We start from the raw sequence: 16,379 nt of genomic DNA on the forward strand, positions 1-16,379 counted from the left end.
AGGGCGCTGGCGATGCAGCGCTCTGACCTGCATCGCGGCTCTGGATACTCGTTCCCGCACACGCACCACGTCGAGGCGGTAGCGGTCCTGGACCGGCAGGTCTGACCTCGCCGGGCGCATAGGATGCGCCTCGTGAAGCGGTGGCTAGTGGGCGGCGGGATCGTCGCGGGTGTGATGGCGGCGTTCGTCGTGGCCGTCGTCGTGGGCATGGTCGCCGGTGGCGGCGGCATGACGGTCGGTGACGGCGGAGGGCAGCCGGCGGCGACGTCGACGAGGGGGCCGACGCCGACCCCGAGCGTGGCGCCGACCCCGACCCCGACGCCGAGCCCGACCCCCGTCCCGTCGGCGGAGAACGCCGAGCAGGCCGCAGGGCGGACCGCCGAGCGGGCGAGCGGGGCGAAGCCGCCCGTCGCGCTGTTCGTCGGCGACTCGTACACGGTCGGCCAGCGCGCGTCGGCGCCGTCGAAGCGCTGGAGCACGATCGTCGCCCGCGAGATGGGCTGGACCGAGCGCAACGTCGCTGACGGCGGCACCGGGTTCGTGAGCCGCTACCCGGACCAGGACCGGCTGTCGTACGCGGAGCAGCTGCGCTCGGTGGGTCCTCGCGGCATCGACCTCGTCGTGATCGCCGGGGGCCAGAACGACTTCCCGGAGCTGCGCGAGACGCCCGCGCGCGTGTTCCGCGCGGTCGCCGACACGTACGAGCTGGCCGCGCGGCGCTTCCCGGACGCCGAGATCATCGCGGTCGGGCCGTCCACGCCGTGGGAGATCGGGCTCGAGGCACGCGCCCTGGACAGCGCCGTGCGAGCGGCGGCGGAGAGGCACGGGGCGACGTACGTCTCGATGCTCGACCCCGACGTGGTCAGGGACCGGTACATCGATGCGGACGGCACGCACGTCAACGACCGGGGCTACGCCGCCATCTCGCGCCGGGTGGTCTCGCAGATATCTTGACGTCAAGATATATGCGTTATGCTGGCCCGAGCAGCCCGGCTTACGCTGGGTGAAGCCCCCTGGAACCCATGCGAAGGCTCCGTTGCGCGATGACCGCGCCTGTGAGAGCCGACGCACCGTCAGCCCCGCAGAAGGAGCCACAGTGAGCACCGTGGACACGTTCGGATCGAAGGGAACGCTGGAGGTCTCGGGCACGTCCTACGAGATCTTCCGGCTCAACGCGGTCGAGGGGGTCGAGCGCCTCCCGTACTCCCTGAAGATCCTCGCCGAGAACCTCCTGCGCACGGAGGACGGCGCGAACATCACCGCCGACCACGTGCGCGCCCTCGCGTCCTGGGACCCGGACGCGCAGCCCGACACCGAGATCCAGTTCACGCCGGCGCGCGTGATCATGCAGGACTTCACCGGTGTGCCCTGCGTCGTGGACCTCGCCACCATGCGTGAGGCCGTCGCCGCGCTCGGCGGCGACGCCACCCGGGTCAACCCGCTGGCACCCGCCGAGATGGTCATCGACCACTCCGTGCAGATCGACGTCGCCGGCCGTGCCGACGCGTTCGAGCGCAACGTCGAGTTCGAGTACCAGCGCAACCACGAGCGCTACCAGTTCCTGCGCTGGGGCCAGACGGCGTTCGACGACTTCAAGGTCGTCCCGCCGGGCACCGGCATCGTGCACCAGGTCAACATCGAGTACCTGGCGCGTACCGTCATGACCCGCGAGGTCTCCGTGGGCGGCGAGGCGCCGGTGCTGCGGGCCTACCCCGACACCTGCGTCGGCACCGACTCGCACACCACCATGGTCAACGGCCTGGGTGTGCTGGGCTGGGGCGTCGGCGGCATCGAGGCCGAGGCCGCGATGCTCGGGCAGCCGGTCTCGATGCTCATCCCGCGCGTCGTCGGCTTCAAGCTGAGCGGCTCGATCCCGGCCGCCGTGACCGCGACCGACGTCGTGCTCACGATCACGCAGATGCTGCGCCAGCACGGTGTGGTCGGCAAGTTCGTCGAGTTCTACGGCGAGGGCGTGGCCCAGGTGCCGCTCGCGAACCGCGCCACCATCGGCAACATGTCGCCGGAGTTCGGCTCGACCGCCGCGATCTTCCCGATCGACTCCGTCACCGTCGACTACCTGCGCCTGACCGGCCGCTCCGAGGAGCAGGTCGCGCTCGTCGAGGCCTACGCCAAGGAGCAGGGCCTGTGGCACGACGCCGACACCCCGGAGCCGGTGTACTCCGAGTACCTCGAGCTCGACCTGTCCACCGTCGTCCCCTCGATCGCCGGGCCGAAGCGCCCGCAGGACCGCATCGAGCTGACGAACGCCAAGGCCGCGTTCACGCGTGACCTGCCGACCTACGCGCCCGACGTGCTGGACCAGGTGGACGAGGCCGAGAAGGAGTCGTTCCCCGCGTCCGACTCGCCGGCCATCACGCCGAACGGCCGCAAGCACGTGCACGTCACGAACAGCGAGGGCAAGGAGTTCGAGCTGTTCCACGGCGCCGTCGCCATCGCGTCGATCACGTCGTGCACCAACACCTCGAACCCGTCGGTCATGATCGCCGCGGCGCTGCTCGCGAAGAACGCCGTCGAGAAGGGCCTCGAGGCCAAGCCGTGGGTCAAGACCTCCATGGCCCCCGGCTCGCAGGTCGTGACCAACTACTACGAGAAGGCCGGCCTCTGGCCGTACCTCGAGAAGCTGGGCTTCCACCTGGTCGGCTACGGCTGCGCCACGTGCATCGGCAACTCGGGCCCGCTGGACGAGAAGGTCTCGGAGGCCGTCAACGAGCACGACCTGTCGGTCGTCTCGGTGCTCTCGGGCAACCGTAACTTCGAGGGCCGCATCAACCCGGACGTCAAGATGAACTACCTGGCGTCCCCGCCGCTGGTCATCGCGTACGCCCTGGCCGGCACCATGGAGTTCGACTTCGAGCACGACCCGCTGGGTCGCGACGAGGCGGGCAACCCGGTGTTCCTCCGGGACCTGTGGCCCACGCCGGACGAGGTCGAGAAGACCATCGCGTCGTCCATCGACCGCAAGATGTTCGAGGCGGACTACGCCGACGTGTTCAAGGGCGACGAGCGCTGGGCCGCCCTGGAGACCCCCGAGGGCGACACGTTCGCCTGGGACCCCGAGTCGACGTACGTGCGCAAGCCCCCGTACTTCGACGGCATGGGCATGACGCCGGAGCCCGTCACCGACTTCTCGGGCGCCCGAGTGCTCGCCAAGCTCGGCGACTCGGTCACAACCGACCACATCAGCCCGGCCGGCTCCATCAAGCCGGACAGCCCGGCGGGCACGTACCTCGCCGAGCACGGCGTGGGCCGTCGCGACTTCAACTCCTACGGCTCGCGCCGTGGCAACCACGAGGTCATGATCCGCGGCACGTTCGCGAACATCCGTCTCCGTAACCAGCTCCTGGCCTCGGAGAACAACGGCGCGGGCGTCGAGGGCGGCTTCACGTTCAACTTCGTGAAGAACGCACAGGACACGATCTACGACGCCGCGCAGGACTACGCCGCGGCCGGCATCCCGCTCGTGGTGCTCGGCGGCAAGGAGTACGGCTCCGGCTCGTCGCGTGACTGGGCCGCCAAGGGCACCGCGCTCCTGGGCGTCAAGGCCGTCATCACGGAGAGCTTCGAGCGCATCCACCGCTCGAACCTCATCGGCATGGGCGTGCTGCCGCTGCAGTTCCCGGCCGGTCAGAACGCCGAGTCGCTGGGCCTGGACGGCACGGAGACCTTCGACGTCACCGGCGTCACGGCGCTGAACGAGGGCGTCACGCCCGAGACGGTCAAGGTCACGGCCACCAAGGCGGACGGCTCGCAGGTCGAGTTCGACGCCGTGGTCCGGATCGACACCCCGGGCGAGGCGGACTACTACCGCAACGGCGGCATCCTGCAGTACGTGCTGCGCCAGCTCGTCGCCTGAGCCGGAGGTGCAGCGCAGGGTGGGGGCCGAGGAACGAGGCACCCGCCTGTAGCGGAACCGCAGGCTCAGGCGACAGAAAACAGAGCCTGAGCCGCTGACCCGCAGGTCCAGAACGACGGCGCCCCGCCCCTCCGTGAGGAGGGGCGGGGCGCCGTCGTCCTACGTGGTGCCGCGGTTCGGCTCAGCCCCCGATCCCGGACCGCTTGGCGGCCCTGGCCATCTGGGACTGCTCCTTCTTGGTGATGGTGCCGTCCTCCACGAGCGGGGTCGTGACCTCGGTGACGTGGGCGACGAACGTGCCGTTGTCCACCCACGGCCACGTCTCGTCGACGAGGTCAGCGATGGTGCAGCCGTTCCCGGTGTCGACGTTCGCGACCTTGCTGTCCACGCCACCGATGATCACCGTGGGGCGCTCGTCGGAGGCGGGGCAGGCGTCGGTCTCGGTCCAGGCGACCGAGAACCGCAGGGTGCCCGTGCGGGTGACGTTCCCGGCGTTGTCCGTCGCCCGGTACCGCAGGGCGTGCGCACCGGGCTCCGTGACCTCGATCTGCGCGGTGAACTCCCGGAACGCCTCGTCGCCGAGCGCGTACTCGATGAGCGCGACCCCGGAACCGGAGTCGCGTGCGCTGATGGAGATCGTCGCCGTGCCGATGTAGGCACCCTCGGCGTCCTGCTCTCCGCGCACCTCCGCCGAGGCGATCGGCGGCGTGCCGTCCGGTGCCGGGCCCTCCTCGACGACCACCAGGTCGGCCGAGCCGACCTCCGAGACGTTGCCCGCGTTGTCCGTGGCCCGGAAGGTCACGGTGTGCTCACCGAGCGTGTCGATGGTGATCGGCGCGGTGTAGGGCGTGAACGCCTCGCCGTCGAGCGCATACTCGACGCTTGCCACACCGGACCCGGTGTCCTCGGCGAGCAGCTGGACCGTGGCCGAGCCGCGGTAGTACCCGTCGAAGTCCTGCGAACCCGTGATCTCCGCGGTGACGGTCGGCGCCGTCGTGTCCTCGGCCTGGGCGACCACCGTGAACGTGGCCGACCCTTCCGCCGAGACGTTGCCCGCGACGTCCGTGGCCCGGTAGGTCACCGTGTGCTCGCCCGCGGTGTCGACGACGACCGGCTCCGTGTACGGCGCGTACGCACCGCCGTCGAGCGCGTACTCGACGGAGGCGACGCCCGAACCTGCGTCCTGGGCCGCGACGGTCACGGTCGCCGAGGCGATGTAGGCGCCCGACGAGTCGAGCTCGCCGGTCACCTCGGCGTCCACGACGGGTGCCGTGGTGTCCTCGCCGTCGGCTGACACGACCTCGATGTGCACCATCTCGGGCGTCGAGACGTTGCCCGCGTTGTCCGTGGCCCGGGTCTCGACCATGTACATGCCCGGCTGGTCCAGGACGAACGGCTCCGTGTACGCCTGGTAGGCGCCACCGTTGACCGAGTACTCGACGGAGGCGACGCCCGACTCGGCGTCCTGCGCGGTCAGTGCCACCGTGGCCGCGCCGATGTAGGCACCGTCGGCGTCCTGCTGCCCGGCGACGTCCGCCGTGACGGTCGGCGCCGTGGTGTCGTCCGCCGGCGCTTCGGTGACCACCAGCTCACCGGCCATCGTGCCGTGGCCGGGGATCGCGCAGAAGTACCGGTACGTGCCCGGCTTCAGGTCGACCTCCGCCTCGTACCGACCACCGTTGGCGTCGAACGGGTTGGCCAGGATGTCCAGGGTGACGTCGTGGTTGTACCCCGGTGTGCTCGTGTCGAACGTGAGCGTGTGCGACATGCCGATGTTGTTGCCGGTCGCCGCGCTGTTCTCGAACACGATCGTCGCCGGGCCCGCCGTGGCGGTCTCCGGGGCCGAGGCGTAGTCCGTGACGCTGTTGTCCCCGGTGAAGGTCAGGACCTGGTCGGCCGCTGTCTCGTCGACCGCCGCGAGGGCGGGCGACTGGGCGGGGGACTGGGCAGCGGTCAGGGCGGCGGGCGCCGCCGTGACCACCGCCGGTGCCAGCGGCAGTGCCACCAGGGCACCGACCGCTGCTCCCGCCAGCAGGCGGGACACCTTTCGTCTCAACATGGGGGTGCCTCTCGTCTTCGTGGGCGTGGTCACAAGTCACGCACCCGGATGTTGCGGAACTCCATGGCGTCCGCGTCACCGTGGTTCTGCAGACCGATGAAGCCCTTCAGGAACTGCCTCATGTCGCTCGGCGGGTCACCCGCGCGCGAGGACTCCTTGCCCGGTGAGTTCTCGAACTCGTTGATCACCACGCCGTTGCGGATGATCGTGTACTTCTGGCCGACCACCTTGATCTCGTAGTCGTTCCAGACGCCTTTCGGGGTCGCGCCCGCGTCGGGCAGCGCGACCGGGTCGAAGTTGTACACCGAACCGGTCTTCTGGGGTTCGCCCGTCGGACCGTCGTAGATCTGGATCTCGTGGCCGCAGTAGATCGCCACCCACGCCTCGGCGTCGGTCAGCTGACCGCAGTCCGGGCGGTCCTCCTTGGCGACCCGGGGGTCCGGGAACCGGGTGAAGACACCGCTGTTGGCGAACCCGTCACCCCGCGCGACGTCCTTGAACTGCAGCTTCAGCGAGAAGTCCGCCAGCTCCTCGCCCGGGTGCCACAGCATGCCGAGCCCACCACGTGCGCGGATCGAACCGTCGTCCTGCAGGTCGAAGTTGCCTCCGGGTGCCTGACGCCAGTCGTCGAGCGTCTCCGCCGTGCCGTCGAACAGCCACCGGTACCCGGTGGTGCCCCGCGCGCCGATGCCCGACTTCGTGGCGGCCGAGACGAGCGCCTTCTCCTCCTTGGCCGTGATCACCTTGTCGGCCCGCAGCTGCTTCGCCACAGCGGTGACATGGTTCACGAACTTGGCGTTGGTGTCCCACTGCGCCTCGTCGTTGATCAGGTCGTTGATGGTGCAGCCGCCCAGGTCGTCGTTCGTGACGCCGGAGTTCGTCTCGCCCATCCACACCGTGGCCCGGTCGTCCGGGATGGTGCAGGTGGTCTCGACCGGCACGTCGAGCGTCGTGGTCTCACCGTCGGCGTAGGTCACCGTGAGCTTCGCGTCGTAGCTGCCGACACGGGCGTAGGTGTGCTTCGGGTTCGCCTCGGTCGAGGTGCTCCCGTCGCCGAAGTCCCAGGCGTAGGAGACGCCGCCGGACTTTCCGCCGGTGAAGGCGACGGTCAGCGGGTTGCTCTGCACGCTGGCGCCGGAGCCGGCGGGCGCCGGGGTCGCCGGGCCGCCCGTGTAGGTGATCCGGGTGAGCTTCTGGTTCTCGTGCAGCGTGAAGAAGCCGCTGCCGTAGTCGAGCAGGTACAGGGCACCGTCCGGACCGAACTTCGCGTCCATCCAGCTCTGCAGCTGCGTGTTGCCGTTGCCGCCCTGGACGATGCGGCGCAGGTCCTCTGCGAACAGGGGTGCGCCGGCCTCCTCGACCGTGTCCGGGTTCACCGTGACGGCCACGCGGTTGTTCGAGTTGGACTGGTCGCCCAGGAACCACTTGTTGTCCCAGTGCTCCGGCCACGCGACGCCGCTGTCGGTGTCGACCTCCGAGCGGTGGTACGTCGGGCCGTTCATGATGGCCTGACCGCCGCCGCGCAGGTACGGCTGGGTGTAGGTGGCCTCGTCCGCCTCGTAGGTGGGCACACCGTCCTCGCCGGCCGGGAAGACCGGGCCGCCGCCGTCGGGTGAGTACCAGATCATGTTCGCGCGGGCCGGCGGGATGTCCACGAGGCCCGTGTTGCGCGGCGAGGTGTTCTTCAGGTTGTCGCAGTCGTACCAGCCGGTCAGGACGCTCGCGTCCTCGTTGCTCCGGTCACGGTAGGGCTGCTTGTTGCCCATGCAGTACGGCCAGCCCTGGTTGCCCGCCGACGTGATGATCGTGGCGGTCTCGTACTTGGCCGGGCCGAGCTCCGGGCTCGGCGAGCCGGCGTCCGGCCCCACCCAGGCGGCGGTCAGCCAGTCGTTCTTCTCGTCGTAGTCGAGGCGCGAGATGTTCCGCACGCCCATGACGTAGATCTCCTGGCGCGTCTTGTCGGCCGGGTACTCGCCCTCGGGGAACAGGTTGCCCTCGGGGATCGTGTAGGTGCCGTCCGGCTCCGGGTGGATCCGCAGGATCTTGCCGTTCAGGTCGTTCGTGTTGCCGGAGGTGCGGCGCGCGTCCTGGAACGAGATGCCCGCGTACTCCTGGGTCCAGTTGTTGCCGGAGTAGCCCTGCGAGCCACCGGACGAGTTGCTGTCACCGGAACCGATGTAGAGGTTGCCCTCGTTGTCGAAGTCCATGCCACCACCGGCGTGGCAGCAGCTGTGGATCTGCGTCTCCCACTCCAGCAGGTCCTTGCGCGTGGACTGGTCGATCGCGTCGGCCTCGGAGTCGTACGTGAAGCGCGACACCGTGCGCAGACCGACGCGGCGCTCGCGGTCGATCGACTCGTGCGGCATCCAGTAGAGGTAGACCCAGCTGTTCTCCTCGAACTTCGGGTCGAGGGTGATGCCGAGCAGACCCTCCTCGTTCTTGACGAGCTCGCTGCCGCTACCGCGGTGGCCCATGACGTCGAGCGTGGTCAGGAGCTTGGTCTTCTCGGTCTCCGGGTCCCAGCGGTGGACGGTGCCACAGCCGAGGCCGACCTTCGGGTCGTCCCACGACACGACGGGACCCGTCGCGCAGGCGGCCTTGCCGATGTAGAAGACGCCGCCGTCGGGGGCGACGGTCAGCCCGTGCGGCTCACCGACCTGGTCGAGCGTGCCCGCGGTGTTCTTCAGGGTCAGGCGCTGGGACTCGTAGTTGTCGGCGATGGTCGCCTGGCAGTCCCCGCGGGACATACCGGTGGACCAGAGCAGACCGCCGAGCAGGTGGTTGCGGAACTCGGGCTGCGAGTAGCTCGCCGCCGTGCCGCCCATGCCGGTGTAGAAGGAGCGGCCGCCGTCGTAGTCACGGCACCACGTCACCGGGTGGAAGGCGCCGTTGGCGCCCTCACCCGGCTTGTAGTCCCACTCCTGGACCTGCGCGATGGTGTGCACCTCGCCCACGGGGTTCGGCGACCAGTTGAGCCACCGGTCCGAGCGGGTCCACTTGGTCGGCACGTCCTCGGCCGCCGGGTGCAGGTCGTCGACCACGTTGACGGTCGCCTTCTGGATCGGGACGACCGGCTCCGGCTCCTCGTCCGAGGAGGCGTCGAAGAGCTCGATCTCGGCGAGCTGGGTGAGACCGTCACCCGCGTTGGCCGTGATGTCCAGGCGGTAGTGCTGGTACGCGGTCGTGTTCTCGAAGCGGTAGTCCTGCGCCGAGAACCGGTCCGGGAAGTCCTGGTCCGTCTGGGTGTCCAGGTCGGTCCAGGTCGTACCGTCGGTGGAGCCCTGGAGCGTCCAGCTCTTCGGGTCGCGGCCGTCGAAGTCGTTGGCGGAGGTGAGCGCGTAGCGGGTGGCCACGACGGCCTCCGCCATCGTCAGGTCGATCTTTGCCGTCGGCTCGAAGGCGAGCCACTTGGTGTTCGAGTCGCCGTCGATCAGGTTCTCGGCGTCCTCGTTCGGCGGGTTCTCCGCGTTCGCCTTGACGCTGGCGACCTCGAGGGCGTCCGGCAGGTTGCCTGCCGGGCGGGTGCCGATGAGGCCCGTGAACCACTGTGAGCGGTCCTGCGCGCGTGCGGCGTCACGGATGCCGAGGAACCCGCCACCGCCCTGCACGTACGCCTTGAGCTGCTCCTCCTGGCCGGTGGAGAGCTCGACGCCCTCCGCGGACAGGAAGACGACGCCGCGGTACTTCGAGAGGTTCTTGGCGGTGAAGACCGAGGGGTCGGACGCGGTCTCCACGGTGAAACCGTGCTCGGCCCCGAGCTCCCTGATGGTCCGGGTCGCGAGGGTGACCGGGTCGTTCTGCTTGTCCGGTGCGCCGTGGAAGACCAGCACCGTGACGTCCTGCGCCGCCGTGGTGGCGGCAGGAGCCACCACCGCCGAGGGGGTCTGGGCGACCGCCGTGCGCTGGGCCTGCGCGGGCACCGCCGCCATGCTGACGAGAAGGGCGGCGCCGGCGATCGCGGCCAGTGCGCCGCGCGCCGATCTGAGTGGGCTGGGCCCTCCGCGGAGTGGCGGGCTCGTTGTGATTCGTTCCATCACTGCTCCTTTGCGCGTGAACTTCAGTGGGAACCAGCGGTGTGGCCGGTGTGCTCGTGGTGCTGGAAGCGGTCGATGGCCTCCTGGGCGCCGTCCGGCATGGAGCCGTCGGCGTTGCGCACGAGGAAGATGCCCGCCATGCCGCCGTCCGAGTGGAACTGGACGTGGCAGTGGTACATCCAGGCGCCCGGGCCCACCGCCTCGCCCGCGATGACCTGGAACCCGAACGAGGAACCGGGGTTGAGGTCGACGTTGTCGACCACCTGGCTGGGGTCGTCGGGGCCCATCAGGTAGCCGGTGCGGTTGTCCGCCCAGCGGTGGGCGTGAAGGTGGAACGTGTGCAGCTGGTCGCCGTGGCCGATGGCGAGGATCTCGACCTTCTCGCCGAGGTTCGCCTCGAGCATGGGAGTGTCGGGCGCCATCTTGTTGTTGATGGTCATGTCGTTGAACACGACGGTGTACTGCCGGTCGGGCAGGATGTCGCCCTTGCGCCGCACGATGAGACCGCCGTAGAGCCCCTTGCGCAGGCCCTCGGTGCCGTGGTCGCCACCCAGCGCGTGGTCGTGGTAGTGCCAGTAACCGGCGCTGCCCGGGATCCATCGGGTGTCGTCGGCCCGGTGCTGCACGTGGCTGCTCCACGTGTAGGTACGCGTCTCGCCCGGCTCGTTGAACGAGTCGTTGAACGGGCTGCCGTCCGACGTGGTCTTGTAGTCCACGCCGTGCGGGTGGATCGACAGCCGCCGGTCGGTGTTGTTCACCAGCTCGATCTGGAGCGTGTCGCCCTCCCACATCTCGAGCATGGGCCCCGGGATGGTGGCCTCGCCCGGAGCCAGACCGTATCCGTACTGCCCGCCCGGGAGCTCCTCGGCGTACATGGTGATGTGCCGGGTGGTGCCCTGTGTGCTGACGGGCGGGGTTGTCGGCGCCGGCGCCGGCTTGGTCGAGACCGCCGCGGCCGTGTCGGCGCCGAGCGCCAGTACCGCGGTCGGAGCCATCAGGCCGGCCAGGGTGCCGGTCAGGACACTGCGACGGGACATACCGCCCAGGGGGGATCGGGTGTCAGGGCTGTTCTCAGGCATGCGTCTCCGTTCGACACCGTCGGGCAGGCCTCAGGGCCGTCCCGACGAGACAGGGATCAGGGGGATGGGGGTTCAGACGCGCGAAGCTGTCGGCGGCGACGCCGCGGATGACAGCGATGTCACGAAGGTGGACCACATCGTCGTTCCCTCCAAGGACGTCGGCTCGTGACCGTCTACGGCGGCGGACACGCCCTCACGACCCATGCGGCCACCGTGCCGGAAAGACCTGGATGGCTCGCATGCGTGTTGTGCACCACAAAGTGGCTTTGCGAACCTATGGCGACTTCTGCCGAGTGTCAAGCAAAAGTTGAAGGAACAACGTCAGACTTCTGTGTGACTGGAGATGCTGGACATGACCGAAGCCCCGCCCCGCGGGTGCGGGACGGGGCTTCGAACGGGCTGGGAGGGCGGCCTGGTGGTGGCCTGAGAGGGCTGCAGGGGGCGGGCTACGGGGGAGGCAGCAGCACCCAGACCGCGGTGGCGACCAGGACCGCCCCGGTCAGCAGCCCTGTCAGGGGGTGGGTGAGGGCTGCCGTCGACCGGTGGTCCCGCGGGCGGGTGACGGCGCGGAGCGCCCACCCGACCGGCCAGGCGGCCAGGGCGGCCAGGACCCCGGCGGCGGCGCCGAAGTGCAGCTCGGGTACATCGAGGGTGTCGGCGATGATCGCCACCTGGACCGCCGTGGATACCGCGACGACCGTGGGGATCAGGTGGACCCGTGACTTGCCCAGGGTGACGGCGGCCTTCTTGTCGTCCTTGGCGGCCGCCACGGCCCGGCGGTACCTGCTCGCGATGGCCCCGGTGATCAGCCGGGTCAGGCCGGCGTGGACGAGGAGCGCCGCGACGTAGATGCTCACCACCCGCCCGGTCACCACCGTGCCGTCGGACCACGTGCGTACGGCTGTCAGGACAGCGACGGCCACGACGCCGGACGCCAGCACGACGCCGACGACGGGCGCCAGTCGCGTCCACGGTCCGGAGTGCCGGACGGTCCAGCCGAACCACAGTGCTGCCAGGACGCCGACCGCCGTCGCCGCCAGGGCGTGGTCGCTCGCGTGCTCCATCGTCTTCCCCCTCTGCGGAACCGGAACGAACCGGGCATAAGCGTAGGGTGTTTCTGCAGGTCAGGGAAGCATTCGTGCATTCGGATGGGTTTTTCCGGGCGCCCGCTACGCGGACGCCGGTGCCGCCAGGTGGTCCAGGATCCTGGTCCGGACCGCGGGGTCGCCGAGGATCTTGTTGTGCCCCAGCCCGGTGGTCGTGAACAGCTCGCTCGACGCCGCGTGGACATCGTGGAGCCGCTCGGAGAGGACGTGCGGGTTCATGCGGTCGCCGGCGTCGTGCACCCACAGGGTGGGAATCGGTGCCGGCACCGCGCGGGTCAGCAGGTCGAAGCGCTCGTAGATGTCGGGGTGGCCGGGCAGGCCGTACCGCTGGACGGCGGTCGCGAAGCGGTCCCGCAGGTCCCAGGGGATCCCGGCCGCACGGATGAACCCGTCCGTGGTGGCGCGGACCGACGTGAGGCCGGAGATCCCGGTGAACCGCTCGGCCCGGACGCCCTCGTGCAGCGCGACCCCGGCGGCGAGCACGCCGAGGGAGTGCCCGACGACCGCCGCCCACGGCGCGTCCTCGGCGTCGGACAGCCGGCGGATGATGTCGAGGTCGTCGAGCCCGCTCCGCCGGCGTCCGCCGGAGGCGCCGTGGGCGGGTGCGTCATAGGCGACGACCCGGAGGCCGGCGCCGGTGAGGTCCTCGATGATCCGGCCGAACGCCGAGGCGCGGGACCGCCAGCCGTGGACCAGCAGGACGGCCGGCGCGCCGGGGTCGCCCCACGCGTACGTGGCGACCGGGACGGTACGCCCCGGTCCGTGCTGCCGGTCCTGGCCGGCCGGGCTGCGGAACGTGGGGCGGTGCGCGAGCGAGCCGCGGCGGGCGGAGTCATGGACGGGCTGGTCGGCGAGCCGGACCGGCGCCGGCGGGCCGACCTGCCAGTAGGTGGCCGCACCGAGCGCCAGGGCGAGCGGGGGAGCGGTGCGGCCGAGGGCGCGGAACGTGGCGCGGGCGACGCGCTGTGTCTGGGGCACGGAGATCCTCCGGTGGACGGCGAAACAATCTGTACGATCGTTCGCACACTATCGGATGTGCGCACGGTCGTACACTCTCTTGTATGGACCAGTCGACCGACCTGCGCCGGGCCCGTGGGGACCGCACCCGCCGCGCGGTGCTGGACAGCGCCGTGCAGGAGGCCTCCGTCCTCGGTCTGGACGCGCTCTCGTTCGGCGCGCTGGCAGCGTCGGCTCCCGTGAACAAGAGCGCGATCGCGGGGCTGTTCGGCTCCAAGGAGAAGCTCCAGCTCGCGGCGGTGGAGCGGGCGGCGGAGATCTACACGGAGCACGTGATCGTCCCGGCGCGGTCCGCGCCCCGGGGACTGCCGCGGCTGTGGGCGCTGGTGCTGGCCTGGACCGAGTACTCTCGCTCGCGCGTGTTCCGCGGCGGCTGCTTCTTCCGCACCGTCGAGGTCGAGTTCGACATGCGCGAGGGCGCCGTGCGGGACGCGGTCGTCGCGGCGCATCGGTCCTGGGAGTCGTACGTCGAGCACCAGGTGCGCACGGCCACCGACGCCGGCGAGCTGGCCCCGGGAACCGACCCCGACCAGGTGGAGTTCGAGATCAACGCGCTGCTGAACGCGGCCAACGACCGCTCGCTGCTGTTCGGCGACGACGCCGTGTACCGGCGCGCCGAAGCAGCGGTCCGGGCCCTCCTGGTGGCGCACGGTGCGGACCCGGACGCTCTGCGCTGAGCCGGGGCCAGATGGTTCAAACCGGTATACACCTGGTCGTTACCCTCTGTTCATGGTGACGCGGCACGAAGTTCCCGACGGTGCTCCCGAAACACCTGCGGCCGTCGAGCTCGCCACGACGCGCTGGGGTGCCGGTCCCGGCAGGGCGCTCCTGCTGCACGGCATCGTGTCGTCGGGCGCCACGTGGTGGCGGCTCGCGGAGAGCCTCGCCGAGGACGGCTACGAGGTGGTCGCCCCGGACCTGCGCGGCCACGGGACCAGCCCGCGCGCCGACTCCTACCTGCTCGCCGACCACGTCGCCGACGTGCACGCCCTCGGCACCGGCTGGGACCTCGTGGTGGGGCACAGCATCGGGGGCCTGCTCGGCGCGCTGGCCGCCGTCGCCGACCGCCGGTTCACGCGCCGTCTCGTGCTGCTCGACCCGGCGCTCGACCTTCCCGACGACCGGTTCGAGACCGGCGCCGCGGAGGAGGTCGCCGAGGCCACCCACCCCCCGTCGGCCCAGGCCGTGCAGGCGGCGCACACCACCTGGGACCGGCGCGACGCGGCGGCGGTCGCGGACGCCGCGAAGGCCGCCGACGCCACCGCGGTGGCACGCACCCTGCGGGACAACACGCCGTGGCGGTACACGGGCGTCATCTCCCGCCTCGTCGTCCCGACGCTCGTGCTGGGCGCCGACCCCGCCCACGGGGCACTGTTCCGCCCTCGCACGGGCGTCGAGCTCATGATCCGCAACCCGAGCGTGCGCGTGCGCGTCGTGGTGGGCGCCGGGCACGCGGTGCACCGCGACCGGCCCGCCGCGGTGGCCGCCGCGATCCGGTCGTTCCTCTGGTGAGGGTCCGACGGAACCGGAGTTAAGGTCGGGCAGTGAGTTCTTCCGCATCCGCACGCAGGCAGCTGGTCGCGCTCGCCGAGAAGGGCTTCGAGGGGCCGTGGCGGCACGCCCGCGGTGACTTCACGGGAGACGCCCGCCCTGCGTCGGTCCTGGTGCTCTTCGGCGTCCTGGACGACCTGGCGGCCGACCGTGACGACCACGACCTCGCGGTGTCCGACGACCTCGACGTCCTGCTGCTGGCGCGGGCGGCCACGCTCCGTAGCCACGCCGGCCAGGTCGCCTTCCCCGGCGGACGCGCCGACGACGGCGAGGACGCCGTGACGGCCGCCCTCCGCGAGGCGGTCGAGGAGACCGGGCTCGATCCAGCGGGTGTCGAGGTGCTCGGCGCATTCGACGAGCTGCCCATGCCGGTCAGCAACCACGTGGTCACCCCGGTGCTCGGCTGGTGGTCCCGTCCCACGCCCGTCGGCGTGGTGGACGTCGCCGAGTCCGCGCACGTGTTCCGCGCCCCCGTGGCCGACCTCCTGGACCCCGCCAACCGCTTCACCGTGGTCGCCCGCCGCGGCAACCGGACCTGGCGGGGCCCGGGCTTCCACGTGCACGACGGCGACCTCACCCACCTCGTGTGGGGATTCACCGCCGGGGTGCTGGACGCCATGTTCGACCAGCTCGGCTGGACCGAGGACTGGGACCGCACCAAGGAGCTCGGCATCTCATGACCCGCACCACTGACGCCCGAAGGAGTCCCCGATGACCGAGGTGACCCGCGACGCCATCCGCGCCGCCGAGACCCTGATCCGCCCGCACGTGCGGCGCACCCCCGTGCTGGACGTCGACCTCGCGGACTTCGGCCGTCCCGCCCACCCCGTCGCGCTCAAGCTCGAGTGCCTGCAGCACTCCGGCTCGTTCAAGGCGCGCGGTGCGTTCACGAGCCTCCTGACCCGCGACGTGCCCGACGCCGGGGTGGTCGCCGCCTCCGGCGGTAACCACGGAGCCGCAGTCGCCTACGCGGCCGCCCGGCTCGGGATCCCGGCCACCGTCTTCGTGCCGAGCGTCACCTCGTCCGCCAAGGCCGACCGCATCCGCGGGTACGGCGCCAAGCTCGTCGTCGGCGGTGACCGGTACGCCGACGCGCTCGCCGCGAGCGAGGAGTTCGTCGCCGGCACCGGCGCCATGACCGTGCACGCCTACGACCAGCCCGAGACGCTGATCGGCCAGGGCACGCTCGGCCTCGAGATCGCCCAGGACCTGCCCGACATCGACACGCTGCTCGTCGCCGTCGGTGGTGGTGGGCTCATCGGTGGCATCGCCGCCTGGTTCCGCGGGGACGTCAAGGTGGTCGCCGTCGAGCCAGAGGGCTCCCCGACCCTGCACCGGGCGCTCGCGGCGGGCGAGCCCGTGGACGCGCCGACCGAGGGCATCGCCGCCGACTCGCTGGCACCCCGCCAGGTGGGGCGGCACATGTTCCCGCTGGCCCAGCAGTTCGTCGCCGAGTCGGTGCTGGTCACCGACGACGCCATCGCGTCGGCACAGCTCTCCCTCTGGGACACGGCCCGTGTGGTGGCCGAGCCGGGCGGCGCTGCGGCGCTCGCCGCCGTGCTGTCCGGGAGCTATGTGCCGGCGCCGGGGGAGCGGGTCGCGGTGCTGGTATGCGGGGCCAACACGACCGCCGTGCGGTTCTGACCGGTCCCCGGCGGT

General features: G+C 70.9%; 11 protein-coding genes. 6 read left to right on the plus strand and 5 right to left on the minus strand.

The window, feature by feature from the left end:
• Nucleotides 1-132: 132 nt before the first annotated feature.
• Both LUM46_RS15950 and acnA read left to right on the plus strand, forming a co-directional pair.
• Nucleotides 133-954, plus strand: a complete 822-nt coding sequence (locus LUM46_RS15950) for an SGNH/GDSL hydrolase family protein (protein WP_274995171.1) — start codon at nucleotides 133-135, stop codon at nucleotides 952-954.
• Between the two features lie 142 nt (nucleotides 955-1,096).
• On the plus strand, nucleotides 1,097-3,874 hold the full coding sequence (acnA, locus tag LUM46_RS15955; protein WP_274995173.1) for an aconitate hydratase AcnA: 2,778 nt from the start codon (nucleotides 1,097-1,099) through the stop codon (nucleotides 3,872-3,874).
• A 181-nt stretch (nucleotides 3,875-4,055) separates the two neighbouring features.
• Here acnA and LUM46_RS15960 read toward each other — a convergent pair whose 3' ends face one another.
• From LUM46_RS15960 to LUM46_RS15980, 5 genes are all read right to left on the minus strand, one after another.
• Nucleotides 4,056-5,933 (minus strand): OmpL47-type beta-barrel domain-containing protein, encoded by a 1,878-nt coding sequence (locus LUM46_RS15960; protein ID WP_274995174.1) that lies wholly within the window; start codon nucleotides 5,931-5,933, stop codon nucleotides 4,056-4,058.
• 29 nt (nucleotides 5,934-5,962) lie between these two features.
• The gene (locus tag LUM46_RS15965; RefSeq protein WP_274995175.1) at nucleotides 5,963-9,967 is read right to left on the minus strand and encodes a ThuA domain-containing protein; all 4,005 of its coding nucleotides are present in this window, start codon (nucleotides 9,965-9,967) and stop codon (nucleotides 5,963-5,965) included.
• Nucleotides 9,968-9,990: 23 nt separating this feature from the next.
• Entirely contained in the window at nucleotides 9,991-11,046 is a 1,056-nt protein-coding gene (locus tag LUM46_RS15970; RefSeq protein ID WP_274995177.1) for a multicopper oxidase domain-containing protein, read from the minus strand.
• Between the two features lie 446 nt (nucleotides 11,047-11,492).
• Nucleotides 11,493-12,110 (minus strand): hypothetical protein, encoded by a 618-nt coding sequence (locus LUM46_RS15975; RefSeq protein WP_274995178.1) that lies wholly within the window; start codon nucleotides 12,108-12,110, stop codon nucleotides 11,493-11,495.
• 105 nt (nucleotides 12,111-12,215) lie between these two features.
• Complete coding sequence (locus LUM46_RS15980) at nucleotides 12,216-13,130, minus strand: alpha/beta fold hydrolase (RefSeq protein ID WP_274995179.1); 915 nt, start codon at nucleotides 13,128-13,130, stop codon at nucleotides 12,216-12,218.
• A gap of 83 nt (nucleotides 13,131-13,213) precedes the next feature.
• Between LUM46_RS15980 and LUM46_RS15985 the strand changes: the two genes are divergently transcribed.
• Genes LUM46_RS15985 through LUM46_RS16000 form a run of 4 tightly spaced genes read left to right on the plus strand, consistent with a single transcriptional unit; the run spans nucleotide 13,214 to nucleotide 16,364 of the window.
• Nucleotides 13,214-13,846 (plus strand): TetR/AcrR family transcriptional regulator, encoded by a 633-nt coding sequence (locus LUM46_RS15985; protein ID WP_274995180.1) that lies wholly within the window; start codon nucleotides 13,214-13,216, stop codon nucleotides 13,844-13,846.
• A gap of 52 nt (nucleotides 13,847-13,898) precedes the next feature.
• Nucleotides 13,899-14,681: an alpha/beta fold hydrolase gene (locus tag LUM46_RS15990; protein WP_274995181.1), complete on the plus strand. Its 783-nt coding sequence runs from the start codon at nucleotides 13,899-13,901 to the stop codon at nucleotides 14,679-14,681.
• Nucleotides 14,682-14,713: 32 nt separating this feature from the next.
• Nucleotides 14,714-15,400, plus strand: coding sequence for an NUDIX hydrolase (locus LUM46_RS15995; protein WP_274995182.1), 687 nt, complete (start codon nucleotides 14,714-14,716; stop codon nucleotides 15,398-15,400).
• A gap of 31 nt (nucleotides 15,401-15,431) precedes the next feature.
• A complete protein-coding gene (locus LUM46_RS16000; protein ID WP_274995183.1) occupies nucleotides 15,432-16,364 on the plus strand; it encodes a threonine/serine dehydratase in 933 nt (310 codons plus the stop codon).
• Nucleotides 16,365-16,379 lie beyond the last annotated feature (15 nt).

The organism is Promicromonospora iranensis (genome assembly GCF_028994805.1).
Taxonomy (GTDB): Bacteria; Actinomycetota; Actinomycetes; order Actinomycetales; family Cellulomonadaceae; genus Promicromonospora; species Promicromonospora iranensis.